At 73.4% G+C, this 22773-nt stretch carries 16 protein-coding genes; 2 read left to right on the forward strand and 14 right to left on the reverse strand.

From position 1 onward, the window contains the following. Window positions 1-237: 237 nt before the first annotated feature. From EV372_RS01520 to EV372_RS01560, 8 genes are all read right to left on the reverse strand, one after another. Window positions 238-1074, reverse strand: coding sequence for a shikimate dehydrogenase (locus EV372_RS01520; protein ID WP_197044347.1), 837 nt, complete (start codon window positions 1072-1074; stop codon window positions 238-240). A gap of 12 nt (window positions 1075-1086) precedes the next feature. Beyond that, entirely contained in the window at window positions 1087-3645 is a 2559-nt protein-coding gene (gene mltG, locus EV372_RS29315) for an endolytic transglycosylase MltG (RefSeq protein ID WP_253794414.1), read from the reverse strand. After that, the gene (gene ruvX, locus EV372_RS01530; RefSeq protein WP_130394514.1) at window positions 3645-4130 is read right to left on the reverse strand and encodes a Holliday junction resolvase RuvX; all 486 of its coding nucleotides are present in this window, start codon (window positions 4128-4130) and stop codon (window positions 3645-3647) included. Before ruvX ends, mltG begins: the two co-directional genes overlap by 1 nt. A gap of 602 nt (window positions 4131-4732) precedes the next feature. Continuing rightward, window positions 4733-7399 (reverse strand): alanine--tRNA ligase, encoded by a 2667-nt coding sequence (gene alaS, locus EV372_RS01540; RefSeq protein WP_130394518.1) that lies wholly within the window; start codon window positions 7397-7399, stop codon window positions 4733-4735. 312 nt (window positions 7400-7711) lie between these two features. Further along, window positions 7712-8338, reverse strand: a complete 627-nt coding sequence (locus EV372_RS01545; protein ID WP_130394520.1) for a hypothetical protein — start codon at window positions 8336-8338, stop codon at window positions 7712-7714. Window positions 8339-8448: 110 nt separating this feature from the next. Next, on the reverse strand, window positions 8449-8904 hold the full coding sequence (locus EV372_RS01550) for a hypothetical protein (protein WP_486484082.1): 456 nt from the start codon (window positions 8902-8904) through the stop codon (window positions 8449-8451). Window positions 8905-9138: 234 nt separating this feature from the next. Continuing rightward, entirely contained in the window at window positions 9139-9417 is a 279-nt protein-coding gene (locus EV372_RS01555) for a hypothetical protein (RefSeq protein WP_130394524.1), read from the reverse strand. Then, window positions 9414-9806 carry a DUF948 domain-containing protein gene (locus EV372_RS01560; RefSeq protein ID WP_130394526.1) on the reverse strand — a complete coding sequence of 131 codons (393 nt, stop codon included), beginning with the start codon at window positions 9804-9806 and terminating at the stop codon, window positions 9414-9416. Before EV372_RS01560 ends, EV372_RS01555 begins: the two co-directional genes overlap by 4 nt. Before the next feature lie 384 nt (window positions 9807-10190). On the opposite strand from EV372_RS01560, the gene EV372_RS01565 reads away from it, so the two are divergent. Then, window positions 10191-11783 carry a serine/threonine-protein kinase gene (locus EV372_RS01565; protein ID WP_130394528.1) on the forward strand — a complete coding sequence of 531 codons (1593 nt, stop codon included), beginning with the start codon at window positions 10191-10193 and terminating at the stop codon, window positions 11781-11783. Window positions 11784-11879: 96 nt separating this feature from the next. On the opposite strand, the gene EV372_RS01570 is transcribed toward EV372_RS01565, so the two are convergent. From EV372_RS01570 to EV372_RS01585, 4 genes are all read right to left on the reverse strand, one after another. After that, window positions 11880-13223 carry a replication-associated recombination protein A gene (locus EV372_RS01570; protein WP_130394530.1) on the reverse strand — a complete coding sequence of 448 codons (1344 nt, stop codon included), beginning with the start codon at window positions 13221-13223 and terminating at the stop codon, window positions 11880-11882. A 30-nt stretch (window positions 13224-13253) separates the two neighbouring features. After that, a complete protein-coding gene (locus tag EV372_RS01575; protein ID WP_130394532.1) occupies window positions 13254-15284 on the reverse strand; it encodes a SpoIIE family protein phosphatase in 2031 nt (676 codons plus the stop codon). 679 nt (window positions 15285-15963) lie between these two features. Next, window positions 15964-17718, reverse strand: coding sequence for an aspartate--tRNA ligase (gene aspS, locus EV372_RS01580; RefSeq protein WP_026338622.1), 1755 nt, complete (start codon window positions 17716-17718; stop codon window positions 15964-15966). A 278-nt stretch (window positions 17719-17996) separates the two neighbouring features. Further along, complete coding sequence (locus EV372_RS01585) at window positions 17997-18674, reverse strand: MBL fold metallo-hydrolase (protein ID WP_013154107.1); 678 nt, start codon at window positions 18672-18674, stop codon at window positions 17997-17999. 452 nt (window positions 18675-19126) lie between these two features. Here EV372_RS01585 and EV372_RS01590 point away from each other — a divergent pair, with 452 nt between their 5' ends. Further along, complete coding sequence (locus tag EV372_RS01590) at window positions 19127-20359, forward strand: DUF349 domain-containing protein (RefSeq protein ID WP_130394534.1); 1233 nt, start codon at window positions 19127-19129, stop codon at window positions 20357-20359. 55 nt (window positions 20360-20414) lie between these two features. On the opposite strand, the gene EV372_RS01595 is transcribed toward EV372_RS01590, so the two are convergent. Both EV372_RS01595 and metK read right to left on the reverse strand, forming a co-directional pair. Further along, the gene (locus EV372_RS01595; protein ID WP_130394536.1) at window positions 20415-21380 is read right to left on the reverse strand and encodes a DUF11 domain-containing protein; all 966 of its coding nucleotides are present in this window, start codon (window positions 21378-21380) and stop codon (window positions 20415-20417) included. A gap of 178 nt (window positions 21381-21558) precedes the next feature. Beyond that, complete coding sequence (gene metK, locus EV372_RS01600) at window positions 21559-22752, reverse strand: methionine adenosyltransferase (RefSeq protein WP_013154110.1); 1194 nt, start codon at window positions 22750-22752, stop codon at window positions 21559-21561. Window positions 22753-22773: the final 21 nt, after the last annotated feature.

Genomic DNA, 22773 nt, shown 5'->3' on the forward strand with positions numbered 1-22773 from the left:
ATATTCCCAGCGAGATCGCGCGCGAGGACCGGGCACCCCGGACACGGGTGCTCGGTCGACGGAACGCGGCGCGATCGGTCGCCGGGCCGGAACCTGCGCGGGCGGTACCCGGCAGGTGGGAGGATCATCTCCGCTTGCGGCTCTGGTGTGGGACACACCAGACCAAGTCGATACCTCATCGTACCAGTGTCCGGAGCCCGTTCGTCCCACCCGGGCGGGCGCCCTCTCCGGCCCCGCTCAGGCGGAGACGGAGCGGCGGGCCAGCTCCGCCTCACCGGCCGCGCGCATGGCCTCCACGGGCACGTCGCCCACACCGGTCATCAGGCGGACCTGCTCGACGGCCTGGTGCAGGAGCATGGGGAAGCCGCCGACCACGCGGCCGCCGCGCGCGGCGACGGCCTCGGCGGCGCGGGTGGGCCAGGGCGAGTAGACGACGTCGAACAGGTCCGCGCGCGAGGCGGCGAGCAGGTCGGCGTGGAGGTCGGCCGCCCCCGAGGGCAGGGAGGACACGACCAGGTCCACGTCCAGGTGCTTGTCCACCTCGGCGAGCGGCGCCACCTCCAGCGGGTGGCCCGTGCGGCGGGCCGCGGCGGCCACCTGCCCGGCCCGGGCCGGGTCGCGGGCCAGCACGGTGACCGGCGCGGTCAGGCCGAGCAGGCGCAGTGCGACGAGGGCTGAGGCCGCCGTGGCCCCGGCTCCCAGGACGACCGCGCTGCGGGGGGCGTCGGCCCCGGCCTCGGCCAGGGCCGCGGTGATCCCCGCCACGTCGGTGTTGTGGGCGTGCCACTCACGCCCGCGGCGGACCAGGGTGTTGGCGCCGCCCGCATGGAGGGCCAGGTCGGAGACCGTGTCGGCCAGCTCCAGGGCGCGGCGCTTGAGCGGCATGGTCAGGGACAGCCCGGCCCACTCCCCGCCGAGTCCGGCGAGGAAGGGCGCGAGCCCCTCCTCACCGCACTCGTGCAGGCCGTAGGACCACTCGTCCAGGCCCATCGCCGCGTAGGCGGCGGTGTGCAGGACCGGTGAGAGAGAGTGGGCCACCGGCGAGCCCAGGACGGCGGCGCGCACCGTTCCCATGTCAGCGTCTCCCTACCACTCGGCCTGGTTCTCGGCCACCATCTGGTTGTGCTCCTCCAGGGTCGTGGAGAAGCCGGTGTGACCGTTCTCGGGGTCCACGAGCGCGAAGTAGAGGTAGTCCTCCTCCGCCGGCTCCAGGGCCGCCTCGATGGCGTCCTGCCCGGGGGCCACGAACGGCCCGGCGGGCAGCCCGGTCATGCCGTAGGTGCTGTAGCCGCGCGGGTCGGCCTCGCAGGAGGCGCGCTGCTCGTCGTTGAGGAAGGTGCCCTCCTCACCCAGGACGTAGAAGCACGTGCTGTCCATCTGGAGCTGCATGCCCTCCTCCAGGCGGTTGTGCACGACCGCGGAGATGAGGGGCATGTCCTCCTTGGTGCCGGTCTCGGCCTGGATGATGGCCGCGATCGCCATGATCTCGTTGGCGTCGTAGCCCAGCGCCTCGGCCCTGCCCTCCAGACCGATCTCCTCGGCGACCTGGGTGTGCTGGGTGACCATCGTCTTGAGCACCGAGAGCGCGTCGGCTCCCGGGTCGAAACGGTAGGTGGACGGGAACAGGTAGCCCTCGGGTCCCTCGGTGGCGTAGTCGGGCAGGCCGAGTTCGTCGGTCTGGGCGTAGGCCGCGTCCAGCTCCTCGACACTCAGGTCGGTGGCCTCGGAGATCCTCTCGAAGATCCCGTCCGTGCGCAGCCCCTCGGGGATGGTGACGCGCCCGCCGACGCGGCTGGCCGGGTCGAGCAGGGCGGCCACGGCGGCCTCTCCGCTCATGCCCTGGGCCAGGGAGTAGGTGCCGGGGGCCAGTCCGGAGCCGAGCTCCTCCTCGGGGACGGCGTCCAGCGCGTTGAGGAACGCGCGGGGGCTGGCCACGATCCCGGCCTCGGCGAGGTTCTCTCCCACGACCGAGCCCGCGTCGCCCTGCTCGATGACGAACACGGTCTCGCCGCTGCCCTGGCCGTCGAAGTCGGCGGGCAGGACGTAGGTGCGGATGACGGCGTAGCCGCCGCCCGCCACGACCAGGAGCAGGACCAGGGCCAGCACGATCGTCAGGGCCCGGCTCCTGCGGCGGCGCTTCCTGCCGCCCTTGCCCGCGTTGGCGCGGGCCCTCTTGAGCTCCTTGGCCTTCTTGCGGCTGCTGCGTCCGCCCCCGTAGGCCTCGGCGATGTCGGCGAGGTTGGGCTCCTCGTACTCGTCCTCCTCCTCGGGCTCCTCCTCCGGCTCCTCGCGGCGGCCGCGCCTGCGGCGGCCTCCGCGCCGACCGCCGTCGTCGGCCGCGGACGCGCGGCGGGAACGGCGGGGACGGGGCTCGGGCTCCTCCTCGGGGGCCTCCTCTGGGGCCTCTTCGGCCAGGGGCTCGTCGGGCTCCTCCTCGGGGGCCTCGTCCTCCTGCGGGACCTCCTCCTCCACCGGGGCGCCGCGCCTGCGGCGCCCGCCGCGGCGGCGGCCTCCCCGATCCGCCTCCGCCTGCCTGCGGCGGGAGCGGCGCGAACGCGGCTCGGGGTCCTCCTGCGGCTCCTCGTCCGGGTCCTGGGCCTCGAACGCGCCGGAGTCGGGCTCCGGGGAAGCGGCGAAGGCGTCGGTGCCGGGGAAGGCACCGCTGTCGGCGGGGGCGTCGGAACGCTCGTCCCACGGGTCGCGGTCGGCGCGGGCGCGGCGGCTGCGACGGGCCGGGGGCTCCTCGACCGCGGCGAACGCGCCGGTGTCGGCGGAGCCGCTGACGCCGGGGAAGGTCCCGGAGTCGAAGACGCCGCTGTCCTCGGGGGCGTCGTCCAGGAAGCCGCCGGTGGGCTCGTCGTCGCGCCTGCCGCGCCTGCGGCGCGCGCGGCGGCCGCGGGGCTCCTCCTCGGGGGGCGGAGCCGCGGCGGCGGGGGCCTCGTCGGCCGGGGCGCCGCGCCTGCGGCGCCCTCCGCCGCGGCGGGGCTCCTCGGGCTGGGGCTCGGGTTCGGGCTCGGGCCCGGGGCGGGCGCGGCGGCCGCGCCGGGGCGGCTCCTCCTCCCCGGAGGAAGCCGCCGCGGGGCCCTGCGCGGGCCGGACGGGCGCGGCGGCCTCACCCAGGTTGGCCAGGGCGGCCAGGGCGTCCTGGGTCGGGTCGCCCGCCGGGCCGTCCTGGCGGGAGCGCGCGGGGCCCTGGGGGCGGGGCGATGGGGGTTCCTGGGACCGGGGTGTCTCCTCGGTCTGACGGCGGGGGGCACTGGAGCGGGCGGCGCGTCCACCGCGCAGGGCGTCGGCGGCACCGCCGCGCCGGGTGGGGCCCGAGGGACCGGAGTGGCCGGAAGGACCGGAAGGGCCCGAGGGACCGGAGGGGCCTTCCGCGGGCGGCTCGGCGCGGTGGCGGCGCCCGGGCGGCTGTCCTTCGGGGCTCAGCGGGTCGTACCCGCCGCCGCGGGACGCGTGCCGGGAGGCGCGGAACTCACCCGTGCCGGAGTCCTCGTTCCAGTCCGCCGGTTCGGGGCGCGCCCTGCGGCCGCGCGAGGGCGGCTGCGCGGGCGGGGGGCCGCTGAGCGGGTCGTAGTCGTAACCGCGCTCGCGGTCGGCTCGCCCACGATAGGGAGTGTCGGGGTAATCATCCCTGTCGTTCATCATTCTCCCTGGCTGGAGCGGACGATCTCGCCCGGGGGATGGCCTGTTGACCGTTCCTGGTCCAAGGCGCTCTGGAGGAGCACCGTGGCGGCGGCCTGGTCGATGACCGACCTGCGGGCCCGGCCGCCCTTGGCGCCCTTGGCGGCGAAGGAGGCACCGGAGAGCAGCTGGCTCTGGGCGGTCACCGTGGTGAGGCGTTCGTCGACCAGGCGGACGGGGACGGGGTGCAGGAGGGCGGCGAGCGTGCGCGCGAACTCCCTGGCGGAGCGGGCCGCCGGGCCCTCCTCCCCCGACAGCGAGGCGGGGTAGCCCACCACGACCTCCCGTGCCTGCCGTTCCAGGACCAGCAGGGCGATGCGCTGCGTGTCGCCCTTTCCCCTCCGGATGGTCTCGACCGGGCTGGCGAGCATGCCGCTGGGGTCGCTCGCGGCGACTCCGATGCGTGCGTTGCCGGGGTCGACGGCCAGGCGCACACCGTGCCTCACGAGGACCTCTTCCCGGAACCGGAAGCGGTGCTCGGGCGGGCCGTGCCGTTGCGGACACGGCACCGCGGCTGGGAAATCCTCAACACGGTGGTCCTGTTCGTCAGCTGGATCGCGGGAAAGTCCGCACAGACAGCCGTGTGATCGGCTGTGACGCGCCACAGTATGCCCGATTCGATGACAGCACGCAGCCTCAACGGTGTTGGGCGCCGTGCGGGGCCGCGGGCCGCGTCGGCCGCCTCCTACGGGGCGGTTCCGGCGGGGTCCGGGTCGGACGCGCTCCGTCAGAGTGTAAAACACCCCGGAGCCGGTGCTGCGCGGGCGAACGCCGCCGCGGCACGCGGTCGCCGGGCCCGGGGCGGTTCCCCCGCAGGTGGCGGCGGGTCCGGACCCGGTGGGGGCAAGCGTGCCCGAGCACCGTGGAATCCTCCACACAGTCACGCTTGGTTATGTTACATATTCATTTCGTGTCCATGCGGGGTCCGGTCGGCGCGCCCGGGGAAACGGCCGGGCCGGGTGGTCCTCGTCACGCCGGACACACGTCCGCGCACACGCGTCGGGCGTGCGCGGCACCGGTGCCGCGCACGCCCGTCGAAGCCGTCGGTCTAACCCCTGGCCACGCGCTCCTCGACGGCGCGCAGGGCCTCGTCCACCTTGGTGGCGTCGCTTCCGCCGCCCTGGGCGATGTCGGGCTTGCCGCCGCCACCGCCGCCGAGCGCGCGGGCCGCGATGCCCACCAGCTCGCCCGCCTTGATCCCGGCCTTCTGCGCGGCCTTGTTGGTCGCGATCACCACGACCGGGCGGTCCTTGGGCACGGCGGTCATCGCCACGACCGCGGGCTCGTCCTCGCCGAGGCGGCCGCGCACGTCCAGCACCAGCTTGCGCAGGTCGTCGCCGCTGGCCCCCTCCGGCGCGGGGGCGGCCACGACCAGCGCGGCGCCGTGGCGGCGGGCGCCCTCGGCGATCGAACCGGCCGCCTGGAGCACCTGGGCCGCGCGCAGCTTCTCGATCTCCCGCTCGGCGGCGCGCAGCCGGGAGACCATGGAGTCGATGCGCTCGGGCAGTTCCTCGCGCGGGGTCTTGAGCTGTTCGGACAGCTGCCCGACCAGTGTCGACTCCTTGGACAGGCGCCGGAAGGCGTCCACGCCCACCGCCGCCTCCACGCGGCGCACGCCCGAGCCGATGGAGGACTCGCCGAGCAGCTTGACGATGCCCAGCCTCGCGGTGGAGGGCACGTGGGTCCCGCCGCACAGCTCGACGGAGTAGTCGCTCATCTCCACGACGCGTACGCGGTCGCCGTACTTCTCGCCGAACATGGCCATGGCGCCCATCTTCAGCGCCTCGTCCAGGCTCTTCTCCTCGGTCTGGACCGGGATGTCGCCCGCCAGGACGGTGTTGACCTCCTCCTCGACCTCGGCCAGGCGCTCGCCGCCCAGCGCGCTGTCGGCGGTGAAGTCGAAGCGCAGCTGGCCGGGGCGGTTCTCCGAACCGGCCTGGCCCGCGGACGGGCCCAGCGCGTTGCGCAGCGCCGAGTGGATGAGGTGGGTCGCCGAGTGCGAGCGCTCGATGGCGTGGCGGCGGCCGGTGTCGATGCCCGCGTGCACGGTGTCGTCCAGGACCACCTCCCCGGAGCGGACGGTGCCGCGGTGCACGAACAGGCCGGGCAGCGGCTTCTGCACGTCCTCCACGTCCACCACGCCGCGGCCGTCCACGGTCAGCGTGCCGGTGTCGGCGAGCTGGCCGCCGCTCTCGGCGTAGAACGGGGTGCTGTCCAGGACGATCTCGACCTTGTCCCCCGCACGGGCCGCAGGTGCCGAGACGCCGTCCACGACGATGCCCTTGACGCGCGACTCGCTCTCGGACTCGGTGTAGCCGAGGAAGTCGGTCTCCCCCGCGCCCTCCAGCATCCGCGCGTACAGGGAGATGTCGGCGTTGCCGAGCTTCTTGGACCTGGCGTCGGCCTTGGCGGTGTCCTTCTGGCGCTGCATGAGCTCGCGGAAGGAGGACTCGTCCACGGACAGGCCCTGCTCGGCCGCCATCTCCAGGGTGAGGTCGATGGGGAAGCCGTAGGTGTCGTGGAGCTGGAAGGCGTCCGTCCCGGAGAAGACGGTGCCGCCCCCGGCGCGCGTGCGCTCGGCGGCGCGGCCGAACAGCGCGGTACCCGCCCGCAGGGTCTCGGCGAAGTTGCGCTCTTCGGTGTCGATCACACCGTGGATGACGTCGGCCCGGTCCAGCAGGTCGGGGTAGATGTCCTTCATCGCGTCGATGCTGACCTCGGTCAGCTCGTGCAGGAAGGCGGTCTCGGTGCCCGAGAGCAGGCGCAGGTTGCGGATGGAGCGGCGCAGGATGCGGCGCAGGACGTACCCGGCCTTCTCGTTGCCGGGCCGCACGCCGTCGCCCACGAGCATGACGGCGCTGCGCACGTGGTCGGCGACCACGCGGAGCATGACGTCCTGCTCCTGGCTGTCGCCGTAGCGGGTGCCGGTGAGCTCGGCGGCGCGGTGCAGGACGCGGCCGATGATGTCGGTCTCGTAGATGTTGTCGACGCCCTGCAGGACCGCCGCGAGGCGCTCCAGGCCCAGGCCGGTGTCGATGTTCTTCTTGGGCAGCTCCCCGAGGATGGGGTACTCCTTGCCGCTGCCCTCGCCCCGCTCGTACTGCATGAAGACGAGGTTCCAGATCTCGATGTAGCGGTCCTCGTCGGCCTCGGGGCCGCCGTCGACGCCGTACTCGGGACCGCGGTCGTAGAAGATCTCGGAGCAGGGGCCGCAGGGACCGGGCACGCCCATGTCCCAGTAGTTCTCCTCCTTGCCCATGCGCTGGATGCGCTCGGGCCGCACGCCCACCTTGTCGCGCCAGATCGCCTCGGCCTCGTCGTCGTCGAGGTAGACGGTGACCCACAGCCTCTCGGGGTCGATGCCGAAGCCGCCCTCCTCCACGGGCGTGGTGACCAGCTCCCAGGCCAGCGGGATCGCCCGCTCCTTGAAGTAGTCGCCGAAGGAGAAGTTGCCCAGCATCTGGAAGAACGTGGCGTGCCGGGAGGTCTTGCCGACCTCCTCGATGTCCTTGGTGCGGATGCACTTCTGCACGCTGGTGGCGGTGTCGTGGGGGGGCGTGCGCTGACCCAGGAAGTAGGGCTTGAACGGAACCATGCCTGCGGGCACCAGCAGCAGCGTGGGGTCCTCGGCGATGAGGCTTGCCGAGGGCACGACGGTGTGTCCGTTCTTCTCGAAGAAACTGAGGAAGCGGCGCGCGATCTCTGCCGTCTCCATTGATGCCCTCCTGCTGCTCGGCTCCGCCGCCCTGGGCGACGTGGCTGTCCCTGCCGGGACCGTGGTCACGCGTGGTCGGTAGGCGCCCATCGTAGAGGGAACCGTGATGCCGGCGCGCGCGGTTTGCGGGTGGCCGCCGGGGCCGTCCTGGTCAGGACAACGGCGGCGGCGCGGTTGTTCCCAGGCTATCGCCGCTGGCCACTGACACATCCCCGTGGGAACGGCGAAGGGCCCGGCGGTCTCCCGCCGGGCCCTCGTCCGTCACTCCGGTGAACCGGTACACGGCCGGACCGACCGGCCGCGACCAAGCAGCTAGACGCCGTAGAACGCCCGCACCTTCGGGGCGAACATAAGGCCGGTCATCGTGCCGTGGAAGGCCAGCTGGAGCAGCGCCGTGGGCGGTTCCTCCATGGAGACCGACCCGATGATGCCGGCCACCAGGATCAGCGACGCGACGATGTTGAAGGCGACGACACCCCAGTAGACCCCGGACTTGCGGCGCCCCATGATAGCGGCGAGCCAGGTCGAAGCGATCCCGTAGACCAGCGGGATCAGGGCGACGAAGCCGCCCACGACGCTGAGGAGGCCCAGGGCCGTGGTGAGCGCGGGGTCGGACACCTCGGCCGAGCTACCAGCGGCCGCGCCCAAGCCCACACCGAGCAGGACCATCCCACCCAGGAGCACACCGAAGAGGATGCCGATCGGGCCGCCGATGAACATCAGGACGCGGACTGCGGTGGCCGCTCCCGGCATCGTGTCGGGGTTGCCGGGCGCACCGTCGAAGCGCGGAGGAGGAGGCGGGCCGCCCAGGGCGCCGTAGGGGTGACCGCCAGGGCCCTGCGGCTGGGGGTAGCCGTAGCCGCCCTGGTGGGGGTGCTGCGGCTGCTGAGGGTACGGCGGCTGGCCGGGGCCGGGGCCGGAGGGAGGTGAGGGATGCACCGTGGTCCTCTCTGGGGAAGTGACGTGGACGGCAGGGAGACTCCGCGGAGCGTGACCCGATGACGACGAACCCCGACCTTCGCGCGGGCCTGAAGGGTAGGAGCTGCCGATCAGTACCCGGTGTAGGGGCTGGTCGGCGCGGACGTGTAGTAGTTCCGGCTCGCCGGAACCACCATCAGGACGATCATCCCGATCGCGAAGAGCAGAGGAACGACCGATCCGACGACGCCGGTGAACATGTTGACGAGCAGCAGGAGGGCGGCCAGGGTCTGGAAGACCACGACCGACCAGAGGATGCCGCCGCTGCGTCGGCCCATGAACGAGGCCAGGGCGGTGGAGATGAGGCCGTACACGAACATGACACCGCCCGTGACCGCCAGGACGGCGACGATCTCGGCGGTACCGACGTTGACGCCGGCCTCCTGGACGCTCTCGGCGAATACCTGGCTGAACTCGTTGTCGCCACCGGCCAGCAGGCCGATCAGCAGGATGACGCCGCCGAGGAGCAGGCCGGAGACACCACCGATGAACATGAGCACCCGGACGGTGATCGCGGTGCCCGGCATCTTTTCCGACTTCGGCCCGGGGGCGCCCGGGTATCCGGGCGGACCCTGCTGGTAGGGGTCGTGTCCCCCCTGGGGACCGTAAGGCGGCTGCTGGGGCGGGTACATGGCGTTTCCTCACCTCATCGACTGGTTCGTCCAACCCTACAGACGCACGCCGCAGGGCGACGATTCGCCAATTCGACGCAAAAGTCCATGATCGCCCGATTTCCCCCCCGCACCGGTGGCCACCAGCGGCTACTCGTGGTCGGAGAGCCCCCGGGGCGTACCGTCCGCGGAGCGCAGCGCCCGGCGCCCGGGCGCGTAGCGGCGCATCATCTCCGCCTCCTCCTGCCGGACCGCCTCGGCGAGGTCCTCGTTGAGTTCGCGCAGGGCGCCGCGGTACTCGCTGACCTGGCCCTCCACGCGCTCGGCGATACCGCCCGGGGTGAGGGCCCGCCGGGCGCGGTGGACGCGGTGGACCGCGTAGCCGCCGATGGCGGCCCCCGCGGCGAGGTAGAACAGTCTGCCGATCACCGGTTCGCCTTCCTCCTGCGGGTGCGCACGACCGCCAGGGCCCTGCGCTGGCCGAGGACGCGGCGCACGCCGTAGGACAGCGAGGCCGCCTTCACCAGCGGTCCGGTGATCACCGAGCGGGTCAGCGCGGTCATCGTGGAGACGTCCTCGGAACTGGCCTGCACGTTGGCGGTGATCTCCTCGACCCGTTCCAGCGAGGTGTTGGTGCGCTCCACCGTGGACGCGACGTCGTCCAGCAGGGGCGGGGTGCGGTCCCCCAGTTCCGACACGACCTTGGTCGCCTCGTTGATGAGCTTGATGAGCTTGACGAGCGCCACGCACATGAACGTGGCCAGCACCGCCCAGACCACCGCGGCGACGAGCGCGGCGACCTCTCCTCCGGTAAGCATGCGGGCTCCGTGGACAGATAGAGGGTGACTTCGAGGATGTGCGGCGGCCCCTCGCGCACGCGCCGGGACCGGGGGGCCGGGGGACGCCGGCGACCGCGCCGGACCGGGCGCCGCCAACGGGCGTTCCCGGGCTCGGCGGATCCTCCCCTGTGGTCCGCGCGGGACGGGCCGGTTTCGGCCGACCCTATCGCGTCCCGCCTCCGGGTGGGCGAGGACGCCACGGCGCGTCCGCACCCCCGCGGGATGGCCGCTCCGGGCCACGGGGATCGACGCTCCGCCCGCACCGGGGGACAATCGACCGCGAGCCCGGTCCTTCCGAAAAGCTGACTACGATGTGCGGACACTCAGCCGCCCCTCGGCCCCAGAAGCATCGACAGGACGCTCATGAGCCCTCGTTCTCCCCGAGAGATCTCCGTACTGGTACCGCCGGACCTGGCCCCCCTCTATCCGGACGACCCCTCACGGATCGGTCCCTACCTCGTCCTCGGACGGCTGGGGCAGGGGGGCAGCGGCACCGTCTACGCGGCCGTGGACACCGCCTCCGCGAGCGCGGACGACCGTCTGGTGGCAGTGAAGGTCCTCACATCCGCCGAACTGGAGTCCGCTGACGCCTACCCCGCGCTGGAGCGGCGGCTGCGGGCCCTGTCCAACGTCGACTCCGCGCGCGTGGTCGTCCCCCTGGCCTTCGACAGCGACGCCAACCCCCCGTGGCTGTCCATGCCCTACATGGCGGGCGAGCGGCTGTCCCACTTCGTCACCAAGCGCGGCGGGCTGGGCACCGGAAAGCTGATCGCGCTGGCCACCGGCCTGGCCGAAGGGCTGTCCGCGCTGCACGCGCGCGGCGTGGCGCACGGGTCGCTGCGCCCCAGCGAGATCCTGCTGGAGTCGCGCGGTCCGCACATCATGGAGTGCGCGGTCGTGGCCTCCCCCGAGCGCATGCGCGGGGCGGGGGCGACCTGGCTGAGTCCCGAGCGCTTCCGCGGCGGGGCGGCCACGCCCGCCGCCGACGTGTTCGCCTGGGGCGCCGTGGTCGCCTTCGCCGGGACCGGGCGCCTGCCCTTCGGCCCCGGTGAGCCCGAGGAGATCGCCGAGCGCGCAGCGCAGGGCTCCTTCGACCTGACCGGTCTGGCCAAGGGGCTGCGACCGGTGGTCGGGCGCTCGCTGGACCCCGACCCGGACGGCCGCCCCAGCCTGCGCGAGGTGATCGGCGCGGTCATCGCTGTGTGGCAGGCGCAGAACGCCGCGGAGGGCGGCGGGGGCGCTGCGGGCTCCCCGGCCGGGGGCGCGGCCGCCGCACCGGACCGCGACGAGCTGGCGCGCATCCTGGAGCGCGAGTGGCACGCCGTGGAGCCCCCCGCGCGGGTGCCCGAGGTCATCCGGCTGGAGGGGCGCATGTCCAACCGGCGCCCCACACGGGCCGTGTTCCTGGCCGCGAGCGCGGTGCTAGCGCTGGCGCTGGTCGGCGGCGGCGTGTGGGGCGTCTCGCGGCTGCTCGCCCCCGAGCAGGGGGACGCCCTGGTCGCGGGCGCCGCCGGGGAGGGGTCCGCGTCGCCGAGCCCCGTCGCCGAGGAGGACCCGCTGACCCTGGTGGTGCGGTTCGACCCCGCCGAGCAGGAGTCCCCCGAGACGGGGCCGTGGGTGTACACCCCCGTCGACCGCGAGGACGAGCCGGTCCGCGGCCGGGGCATCCCCAGCCACGCGGCCTGGGCCGAGCAGTGGGACGCGGCCGGGGAGCCCGGCGAGGCCGTCATCGCCCCCGACGCCGAGGTCCTCTGCGCCAAGTTCTGCGCCGCGCCCGAGCACCTGTTCATCGACGAGGAGGGCCGCGGCACCTGGGAGCTGACCGGGAGCGACTTCGTCGACTACCTGTCGTGGGGCCCGGTGGTCATCGTGGAGGTGACCTTCGCCGAATCCGCCGGGGAGGGGGACGAGGGGCCCCGCGAGATCGTGCGGGTCACGGAGCTGTTCACCGACTGACCGCCGCGGCAGGGGCGCCCGCCCGGGCCTCCACGGGGGGCGGGCGGCGCCGGGCCGCCGCACGCGCGCCGGCGCCGAGGGCCGCTGCCCCGGCGCTCAGCCGCGCTGGCCGCCGCCCCGCAGGACCTCCTTGATGCGCTGGAGGACCTCGCCGAAGCGCCGTTCGGCGCCGTGCTGGGTGGGCCGGTAGTACTCGCGGTCGGCGAGGCCGTCGGGGGCGTGCCTCTGGGGGGCGACGCCGCCGGGGAAGTCGTGGGCGTAGCGGTAGCCCTTGCCGTGGCCGAGTTCGGCGGCGCCCCGGTAGTGGCCGTCGCGCAGGTGGGCGGGGACGGGCCCGGCCAGGCCCGCGCGCACGTCGGCCGCGGCGGCGTCGATGGCGGAGACGACCGCGTTGGACTTGGGGGCCAGGCTGATGTGGATGACGGCCTGGGCGAGGTTGATGCGGGCCTCGGGCATGCCGATGAGCTCCACGGCCTGGGCGGCGGCCACGGCGGTCTGGAGGGCGGTGGGGTCGGCCATGCCGACGTCCTCGCTGGCGTGCACGACCACGCGGCGGGCGATGAAGCGGGGGTCCTCCCCCGCCTCGATCATGCGGGCGAGGTAGTGCAGGGCGGCGTCGGGGTCGGAGCCGCGCATGCTCTTGATGAAGGCGCTGACGACGTCGTAGTGCTGGTCACCGGAGCGGTCGTAGCGCACGGCGTGCCGGTCCACGGCGCGTTCGACGTGTTCGGCCGTGATGGTGACCGGCTCCGCGCCGGGGGCGCCGGCGACGAGCGCGGCGGCCTCCAGGTAGGTCAGGGAGCGGCGGCCGTCGCCGCCCGCGAGGCGTACGAGGTGGTCCGCGCCCTCGTCGGAGAGCGTGTAGCGCCCGTCCAGCCCGCGCTCGTCGGCCAGCGCCCGGTCCACCAGGGCGCGGACGTCGGCGTCCTCCAGCGACTCCAGGGACAGCAGCAGCGAACGCGACAGCAGGGGGCTGACCACGGAGAAGAAGGGGTTCTCGGTGGTGGCGCCGATGAAGCTGACCCAGCGGTTCTCCACGGCGGGCAGCAGCGCGTCCTGCTGGGTCTTGTTGAAGCGGTGGACCTCGTCCACGAAGAGCAGGGTGCGGGTGCCGTGCATGCCCATGCGGCGCCGGGCGTCGTCGACGACGGCGCGCACGTCCTTGACCCCGGCGTTGACGGCGGACAGCTCCACGAAGCGGCGCTTGGTGACGCGGCTGACCACAGTGGCCAGGGTGGTCTTGCCGGTACCGGGCGGGCCCCACAGGAACACGGACATGGGCGCGTCGTCCTCGACCAGGCGGCGCAGCGGGCTGCCCTCGCCGAGCAGGTGGCGTTGGCCCACGACCTCGTCGAGGGTGCGGGGGCGCATGCGCACGGCGAGCGGTTCCTGGCCCCTGGCGGCCTCCGCGCCGGCGTCGTCGAAGAGCGTGTCGGACACCTGTCCAGGGTAGGCGGCCGGGGGCACCGGTCAGGTCGTGGTCGCCACGGCGGCGCGGTCCCGCGCGGGCTCGGTGGAGGGGATCATGCGGGTGATGAGCAGGGCGATGTCGTCGCCGCGCCCGGCCGGGGCCATCTCGGCGATGACGTGCGCGGCGGCCTCGGGGTCCTCGTGGTGCTCGGAGAGCGCCGCGCCGACCCGGTCCAGCCCCTCGCCCATGGGCACCTCGGAGCTCTCCACGAGTCCGTCGGAGCACAGCAGCAGGGCGGTGCCGGGCGGGAGCATGCGGGTGGTGACGGCGTACTCGGGGTCGGAGAGCACGCCCAGCGGCGGGCCGGTCTCGGGCTCCCAGAGCTCGTAGCCGCTCCGGGTGGCCAGGACGACCGGCGGCTGTCCGGCCCAGGCCGCCTGCATGACGCCGCTCTCGCGGTCCACGACGAGGTAGCCGCAGGTGGCGAAGACGATCTCGCCGGTCTCGGTGAGCAGGCGGTTGGTCTCGCCCAGGACGACGCCGGGGTCGGACTGGTTGGTGGCGTAGGCGCGGAAGGCCACGCGGATCTGGCCCATGGCGGCCGCCGCCTCGACGCCGTGCCCCTGGACGTCGCCGACCAGGAGGCCGACCTTGTTCTCGGGGAGTTCGATGACGTCGTAGAAGTCGCCGCAGATGCGCCAGTCGGCGCGGGAGGGCAGGTACTTGGTGGCGATGTCCATGTCCGGGAAGCTGGCCACCTGGCGGGGCAGCATGCGGCGCTGGACCGCGTCGGCCAGTTCCAGCTCGGCCTGCTGCGCCTTGATGCGCTGGAGGGCCTGCCCGGCGAGTCCGGCGAAGGTGAGCATGAGCGCCCGCTCGTCGCGGCTGGCGTGGTGGGGGCGGTCCCAGACCATCTGCCACACGCCCAGGGCGACCTTGCCGTCGCCGAAGATGGGCACGGTGGCCCAGGCCTGGCCGCGCACCTGGCGCATGAGTTCGACGGCGGCGGGGAAGCGGCTGATGATCTCGGCGCGGCTCTCGAAGAAGCGGGGCTGGCGGTCCTGGATGACCGCGCCCATGGGGAAGTCGGTGTCGTCGGCGCGGCGGCCGTCTATGCGCTCGATGTTGCTGGTGGCGCTCTTGGCGTGGGCGCTGGGCGAGCTGCGCAGCAGTCCGTTCTCGACGTAGAGGGCGACGGCCTGGACTCCGCCGAAGATGGGCAGGAACTCCTCGCTGAGCAGGTCCATGACCTTGTCGACGGTGGTGGCCGAGACGAGTTTGGAGGACAGCTCGGTGACCAGGCGGCCGTGCTCGGCCTCGGTGCGGCGGCGGTCGGCGAGGCGGCGCACGAGCTGGACGTGCTCGGTGACGTCGTCGACGATGCCCACGAGGCGGTCGGGGGCGCCGGGCACGTAGCGGGCGCGCACGTGCAGGGAGCGCTCGTCGCCGAGGCGGTCGAAGACGCGGAAGCGCTGCTCGTAGTCGCGCCCGGCGAAGGATGCGGAGATGGCGTCGCGCACGCGGGCGATGTCGTCGGGGTGGACGCGTTCCAGGATGCGTTCGAGCTCGCGGTCGTTCCCGGCCAGCAGCGCGCCGAGCGGGGTGGGGCCGAACATCTCGCGCAGGCGTCCGCTGACCGGGTCCAGACTCCACAGCACGGAGTCGGAGTTGTCGGTGCGCAGTTCGCCGATCACGCGCAGGTCGGCCTCCTCGGTGGAGAGCGGGTGCAGCAGGACGACCGCGCGGGCGCCCTCCGGGCCGTCCCCCGGCAGGGGGCGCAGCTCGGCCTCCACCAGGTGGGCGGCCTTGTCGGCGATCTTCAGGCGCAGGCGGGACCGGCGGCCCCAGCGCCCGTCCAGGGCCTCGTGGTGGGCTCGGGCGCCGCGCTGGGCGTCGTCACCGTCGAGGAGGTCGAACCAGGCCCCTCCGGCGAGGTCGGAGGCGTCGCGGCCGAAGAGTTCGGTGAAGGCCAGGTTGGCGTGCACGATCGCGCCGTCGGCCAGGGTGAGCACCATGGGCTCGGGGGCGTGGGAGAACGCCTCCGCGAGAGCGCTCTCGGAACCATCGCCTGAAGCGCGTTTTCCGTTCACGTATGACTCATCCTCATGTCGTCTCGGACGTCACACCCGCGCGCAGGCGCGGTCACCCTTGAAACGTTCCGACCGGCTCATTCTAGTGTCCGGGGCTGGGCCGGATCTGGTGCCGGAACAGGGGCAGGGCCGATGCACGCGTCGTCCGGCGTCCGTGTGACCTGGCTGGACGCGGACCCGCGTGCTCCATCGGCGCGACGGGAGGGCGGTCGATTCCGCACCCGGGGTCGCACCCGAGCGACCACAGGATGGAAATCGTTACGCCCGTGTGACTCAACAGCGCAGAATGCACTCCGCCACCACTTCCGCCCGTGACCGGGGGTGTCCCCGTGAGATACGTGTCCACTCCACAACACGTTCTCATCGCGGCTCGGAAGGGGTGATTCGCCCTCAACGGTAGGGGATGACGGCTGTCCGCGCATCCGTACCGGGGCACCGGGGCCGTGTCCGGCCACGAACACACCCCTCCATGACGCCCGATAACTACCCGTTTTCGCCGAGTGACCGAATGAGACAGGTTGAAAATGGGATGAATTCGGGCACCTCACGGGGACCGCGAAATTCTTCGGTCCCGGAGCGTCCGGGGGCGCGGGCCCGGGGGTCGGCGGTCCCTCCCCGGTACACGCGTCGGGGGCGGCGCGCGCCGTGCGCGCACCGCCCCCGACGGGGCCGACGGCCCCTACTTGCGCTTCTCGCGCTCCTCGGCCTCGGGGTCGGCGTCCACCCCGGCCTCGGCCCGCTGCTCAGCGGTGATCGGCGTGGGCGCGCCCGTCAGCGGGTCGCCGCCCGAGGCGGTCTTGGGGAAGGCGATGACCTCGCGGATGGTCGGCTGACCGGCCAGCAGCATGACGATGCGGTCCCAGCCCACGGCCAGGCCGCCGTGCGGCGGCGGGCCGAACTTGAACGCCTCCAGCAGGAACCCGAACTTCGACTCGGCCTCGGCCTTGCTCAGGCCGATGACGTCGAAGATCCGCTGCTGCATCTCGGCCCGGTGGATACGGATGGAGCCCGAGACCAGCTCGTAGCCGTTGAGCACCAGGTCGAAGGCCCGGGAGTCGGTGGTGCCCGGGTGGTCCTGGAAGTCGGCCTCGTCCTGCACCGCCGGGGCGGTGAAGGGGTGGTGCACCGGCTTCCAGGAGCCCTCCTCGTCGGCCTCCTCGAACAGGGGCATGTCGGTGATCCACAGGATCTCCCACCGGGAGGTGTCGATCAGGCCGCAGCGCCTGCCGATCTCCAGGCGGGCCGCGCCCAGCAGCTCCTGGCTCGCGGTCCGGGCGCCCGCGGCGAAGAACACCGCGTCGCCCGGCGCGGCGCCGACCTGGGCGGCCAGGCCCTCGCGCTCGGCCTCGGAGAGGTTCTTGGCCACCGGGCCGCCCAGGGAGCCGTCCTCCTGGACGAGCACGTAGGCCAGGCCCTTCGCGCCGCGCGAGCGCGCCCACTCCTGCCAGGCGTCCAGCTCCTTGCGGGTCTGGGAGGCGCCGCCCGGCATGACCACGGCACCCACGTAGGGGGCCTTGAAGACCCGGAAGGGGGTGTCGGCGAAGTAGGCGGTGACCTCGACCAGCTCCTGGCCGAAGCGCAGGTCGGGCTTGTCGGAGCCGAAGCGGTCCATGGCCTCGGCGTAGCGCATCCGCGGGAAGCGCTCGGGCAGCTCGACGCCGCGCACCTCGCGCAGCAGGCGGGTGAACAGCTTCTCGCCGACGGCGAAGAGGTCCTCCTCGTCGACGAAGCTCATCTCCAGGTCGATCTGGGTGAACTCCGGCTGGCGGTCCGCGCGCAGGTCCTCGTCGCGGAAGCAGCGGGTGAGCTGGTAGTAGCGCTCCATGCCGCCGACCATGAGCAGCTGCTTGAACAGCTGCGGGGACTGCGGCAGCGCGTACCAGTGGCCCGGCTGGAGGCGGACCGGGACGAGGAAGTCGCGGGCGCCCTCGGGCGTGGAGCGGGTCATGTAGGGGGTCTCCACGTAGGTGAACCCCAGGTCGCGCATGACCTCGTGGGCGACGTAGGTCGCCTTGGAGCGCAGGCGCAGGTTGTCGGCCATCTCCTGGCGGCGGATGTCCAGGTAGCGGTAGCGCAGCCGGGTCTCCTCGGCCACGTCGGCGGCGCTGTCGAGCTGGAAGGGCAGCGGCGCGGCCTCGCTGAGCACCTCGATCTCGTCGGCGACGACCTCGACGGCGCCGGTGGGGATCTCGGGGTTCTCGTTGCCCTCGGGGCGGACCCGGACCGAGCCGGTGACCTTGATGCAGTACTCGGCGCGCAGGTCGTGGGCGAGGTCGTCCTCGCGGACGACGACCTGGACCACCCCGGAGGCCTCGCGCAGGTCGAGGAAGACCACCCCGCCGTGGTCGCGGCGGCGTGCCACCCACCCGGCGAGGACGACGGTCGCGCCTGCGTGCTCGGCGCGCAACGCACCTGCCTCATGCGTGCGTATCAACGGACTACTCCTTCAGCGTCTTTGTTCGTGTCAAGTGTGCCCGACCTGCGCTCGGGTGCGGGCCAGATCCTGCGCACACGGCCTTCGGGCACCCGGTGGGGGGAGGGCCGGGGGAAGGGCGTGCGAAGCCACCGGCGATCCGCCCTCAGGCGGAGCCGGTGCGGGTATCTCGTCCGCCGTGCGACCGCGCGGGCGCGCTCGGGCGGCGGGCGCCTCGGTGGTGTGGGGTGGTCATACGTCGTTCCTGCGGGACGGAGGAGGGCGGCCGGGGCACGGGGTCAGCCGGCGATATCGCGCAGGTAGGGGTTGGTGGCGCGCTCGCGCTCGACGGTGGTGGCCGGTCCGTGGCCGGGCAGGACCTGGGTGGTGTCGGGGCGGCCCAGCACGGCGCTGGCGAGGCTGCGCAGCATGGCGGCGTGGTCGCCGCCGGGGAAGTCGGTGCGGCCGATGGAACCGGCGAAGACCAGGTCCCCGGCGAACATCACGGGGACGCCGTCCTCGGTGGTCACCGTGTACACGACCGACCCGGGGGTGTGGCCGGGGGTGTGCTCGACCCCGAAGTCCAGTCCGGCCAGGGTGAGGGTGTCGCCGCCGCCGACCTCGACCAGGTCGTCGGGCTCGGGGTGGGGGCCCGGGCCCAGCAGGGCGGACAGCTGCGCGGCGAAGCCGGGGTCCACCCCCGCGGCGGGCTCGGTGAGCAGTCCGCGGTCCGCGGCGTGCAGGTGGACGGGGACGCCGTGGCGCGCGCACAGGTCGGCGGCCGACCACACGTGGTCGAAGTGGCCGTGGGTGAGCAGCACCGCGACGGGGGTCAGCCCGTGCTCGGACAGGACCTTGTCGACCTGCTCGGTGGCCTCCTGGCCGGGATCGACGATGACGCAGTCGCCGCCCGGGGCCGGTGCGAGCACGTAGCAGTTCGCGGCGAGGGGCCCGGTGGGAAGTGCGGCGATGAGCACGGCGGATGTCGTCCTGTCCTCGGTCGGGTGCGCGGTCGCGGGGCGGCGGGTCCCGGTCCGGACGCAGCGTCCCCCTGGTGCAGCCTACCGAGGCGGGGCGGGGGCGGCGACCCGGTCGTCGTGCCCGGGTACGCGTTTGATCACCATTCGATCACCGCGCGCGGCTGGCCTCTTTGCCAAACCGCGTGGTAATGCCATATTGGTCACCGTCCTTGGTGCACGCCGGGGCCCCGACCTGCGCCAGCGCTGGGCGGGAGGGCGGCCCGGCCCCATACCCGAGGGCGCGCGGACCCGCGTGATCTGCGCAGACGTGAATTCACGGCGCGGCGCCTCCCACCGGATCGCGGGGATATCGTGCTCAGCACGGTGGTTCCCATCGCGAACCGGCCAGGAGTGCGACGCGACGACCCGAACCCGCCCCACGGCCGGGTTCATGACAGCAGGAGGACACGGTGACCACGGACCCTTGGGGCCGCGTAGACGACGAAGGCACGGTCTACGTGCGCACGAGCGAAGGCGAGCGGGTCGTCGGATCGTGGCAGGCGGGGGCGCCCGAGGAGGCTCTGACCTTCTTCCGGCGCAAGTACGACTCCCTGGTCACCGAGGTGGAGCTGCTGGAGAACCGGCTCCGCAACACCGACCTGTCCGCCTCCGCCGCGATGTCGAACATCGACAAGCTGCGCGACTCGGTCCGGGAGGCCAACGCGGTCGGCGACCTGGAGTCGCTGATGGGGCGCCTGGACGCGCTGGCGGGCCGCGCCGAGGAGCGCAAGGTCGAGCAGAAGCAGGCCCAGGAGCAGGCGCGCGGCCAGGCCCGGGAGGTCAAGGAGCGCATCGTCGCCGAGGCCGAGCGGGTCGCGGTGGAGACGACGCACTGGAAGTCCGGCGGCGAGCGGATGCTCCAGCTCATCGAGGAGTGGAAGAAGGCGCCGCGGGCGGACCGGCCCACCGAGCAGGCGCTGTGGAAGCGCATGTCGGCGGCGCGCAACTCCTTCTCCAAGCGGCGCAAGGCCTACTTCGCCAGCCTGGACCAGGAGCGCGAGTCGGTGCGTGTGGAGAAGGAGCGCATCGTGGTGGAGGCCGAGGCCCTGTCGGGCTCCACCGACTGGGGGGCCACGGCCCGCGCCTACCGCGACCTGATGCAGCGCTGGAAGCGCAGCGGCCGGGCGGACCGGGCGAGCGAGGACAAGCTGTGGGCGCGCTTCAAGGCCGCGCAGGACACCTTCTTCGACGCGCGCAACGCCACCTTCGCCGAGCGCGACGCCGAACTGCGGGTCAACGCCGAGGCCAAGGAGCGGATCCTGGCCGAGGCCCAGGCGGAGATCCCGAAGATCTCCGACCCGCGCCGGGCGCGTGCGCGGCTGCGCGACTTCCAGGACGCCTGGGAGGAGGCCGGTGAGCTGCCGCGCGACGTGCGCGACCAGCTGGAGGGCGCCTTCCGCCAGATCGAGGACGGCGTGCGCCGGGCCGAGGACGCCGAGTGGGAGCGCAGCAACCCCGAGGCGCGGGCCCGCGCCAGGGACACGGTCGCGCAGCTGGCGGCGGCGATCGCCGACCTGGAGGCCAAGCTGGGCAAGGCCAGGGACAGGGGCGACGAGCGCCGGGTCAGGGAGTACGAGGACGCGCTGGAGGCCCGCCGCTCGTGGCTGGCCGAGGCGGAGAAGGCCCTCGACGAGCTGAGCTGAGCCCGTGGACGGGCCGCGCCCCGGGGCGCGGCCCGTCCGCCTGTGCGGCCCCGGATCAGCCGCGCGGTCCGGCGACCGGTTCGGGCTCCTCCGCGGGCGCGTGCGCGGTCTCGGCGGGTACGGGCTCCGGCTCGGCCCGGGGACCGGCCTCGGGCTCCGACACGGGGTCGGGCACGCGTACGGACCCGTGCGCCTCTCGCGCTTCGGTCTCCCCCGCGTCCGGGCCGTGCGCCCGCGCGCTCCGCGCGGCGACGGGGACGGGGTCGGGCGCCGCCCTGTGGACGACCAGCGTCTCCAGCGCGGTCCGCGGCCGGTCGGCGGTCCCCTCCGCCGCGGCGGATACGGTCCCGGCGGGCTCCCGGGCCGCGCTCACGGCGGCCTCCCCCGCTCCGTCGGCGTTCGCGCGGACGGACGCCGTCTGCGCTTCGGGCTCCCCCTCCAGCCGGTTCCGGGTGTCGCGGTGGCGCACCAGGCCGCCGACGCACAGCGCCACCGAGGCCGCGAAGGCCAGTCCCGTGACCACCCACACCGGCGGCACCGCTCCGTGGACGCGGTGCACGGCCGCGTCACAGGAGACCAGCACCGCTCCCGGCTCCGGACGCGCGCAGACCGTGGCGACCGGGTGCTCCCCCCCGCCGCGGACCGCGGTGATCTCGCCCGTGAACCGCATGCTCGCGCGGTCGCCGGGCTCCAGGGACCGCGACCAGGTCACCCGCCCCTCCCCCGGCTCGGCCCCGGACGTCCCCGAGACGTAGCGCACGGTCGGGGGGAGGAACTGCACGATCTCGGCCTCGGACACCGCCTCGCCGCCGTCGTTGCGCACGTTGACCGTGTAGTGGATCCGGTCGCCCGGGCCCGGCCGCCGCGCTTCGGCGCGGGACTCCAGGGCCACGTGCAGGCTGTCCGCGCCGGGCACGACCTCCCCTCCGCCGCCTCCCGACTTGCCGGGTGCGTGGTGGGCGCCGGGCAGGGCGAGCAGGGCCACCAGCCCCACCGCAGACACCGCCGTTGCTACGGCCATGGTCTCCTCCGCGTACGAGCACAGAAATGACATTACGTCTATACGGAATAACACGGAGTAGTCACTTCGATCGTGCGCCATGCGGAGGAACCCGGAACACGCGCGAGGGCGCGCACGGCCGGTGAGGGCCGTGCGCGCCCTGGAGGCCCCTCGCGGGAACCGGTGCCGCGGGTGCGGCTCAGGCGCCCACGAAGGAGCGCAGCGCGGCGGCGCGCTCGGTGCTCTCCCACGTGAACTCGGGCAGCTCACGGCCGAAGTGGCCGTAGGCGGCGGTCCGGGAGTAGATCGGGCGCAGCAGGTCCAGGTCGCGCACGATGGCGGCCGGACGCAGGTCGAAGACCTCCTTGACGGCCTTCTCGATCAGCTCCGGGGCGACCTTCTCGGTGCCGAAGGTCTCGATGAACACGCCGACCGGGTGCGCCTTGCCGATGGCGTAGGCCACCTGGACCTCGGCGCGCTCGGCGAGCTCGGCCGCGACGATGTTCTTGGCGACCCAGCGGGTGGCGTAGGCGGCCGAGCGGTCCACCTTCGACGGGTCCTTGCCGGAGAAGGCGCCGCCGCCGTGGCGGGCGTAGCCGCCGTAGGTGTCCACGATGATCTTGCGGCCCGTGAGACCGGCGTCGCCCATGGGGCCGCCGATCTCGAACCGGCCGGTCGGGTTGACCAGGAGCCGGTAGTCGTCGGACTCCAGGCCGTAGGCGGCCACCACCGGCTCGATCACGTGCTCGCGGATGTCGGGGGCGAGCATCTCGTCGAGGTTGATGTCGGCCGAGTGCTGGCTGGAGACCACGACGGTGTCCAGGCGGACCGGGGTCTGGCCGTCGTACTCGACCGTGACCTGGGTCTTGCCGTCCGGGCGCAGGTAGGGCACCGTGCCGTTGCGGCGGACCCCGGCCAGGCGCTCGGAGAGGGAGTGCGCCAGCTTGATCGGCAGCGGCATGAGCTCGGGGGTCTCGCGGTTGGCGTAGCCGAACATCAGGCCCTGGTCGCCCGCGCCCTGCCGGTTGAGGGCGTCGTCCTCGTTGCCGACGCGCGCCTCGTAGGCGGTGTCGACACCCTGGGCGATGTCGGGGGACTGCGCGTCGATGGAGACGTTGACCCCGCAGGAGTCACCGTCGAACCCCTTGGCGGAGGAGTCGTAGCCGATCTCGAGGATCTTTCCGCGCACGATGGCGGGGATGTCGACGTAGGTCTGTGTGGTGACCTCGCCCGCGATGTGGACCTGACCGGTGGTGATCAGCGTCTCGACCGCGACCCGGCTGCGCGGGTCGTGGGTGAGCATCGCGTCGAGGATCGCGTCACTGATCTGGTCGGCCATCTTGTCGGGATGGCCTTCGGTGACCGACTCGGAGGTGAAAAGGCGGCGGGACACGTTGCGTGACTCCTTGCAGCG

The organism is Nocardiopsis sp. CNZ308 (assembly GCF_004217075.1).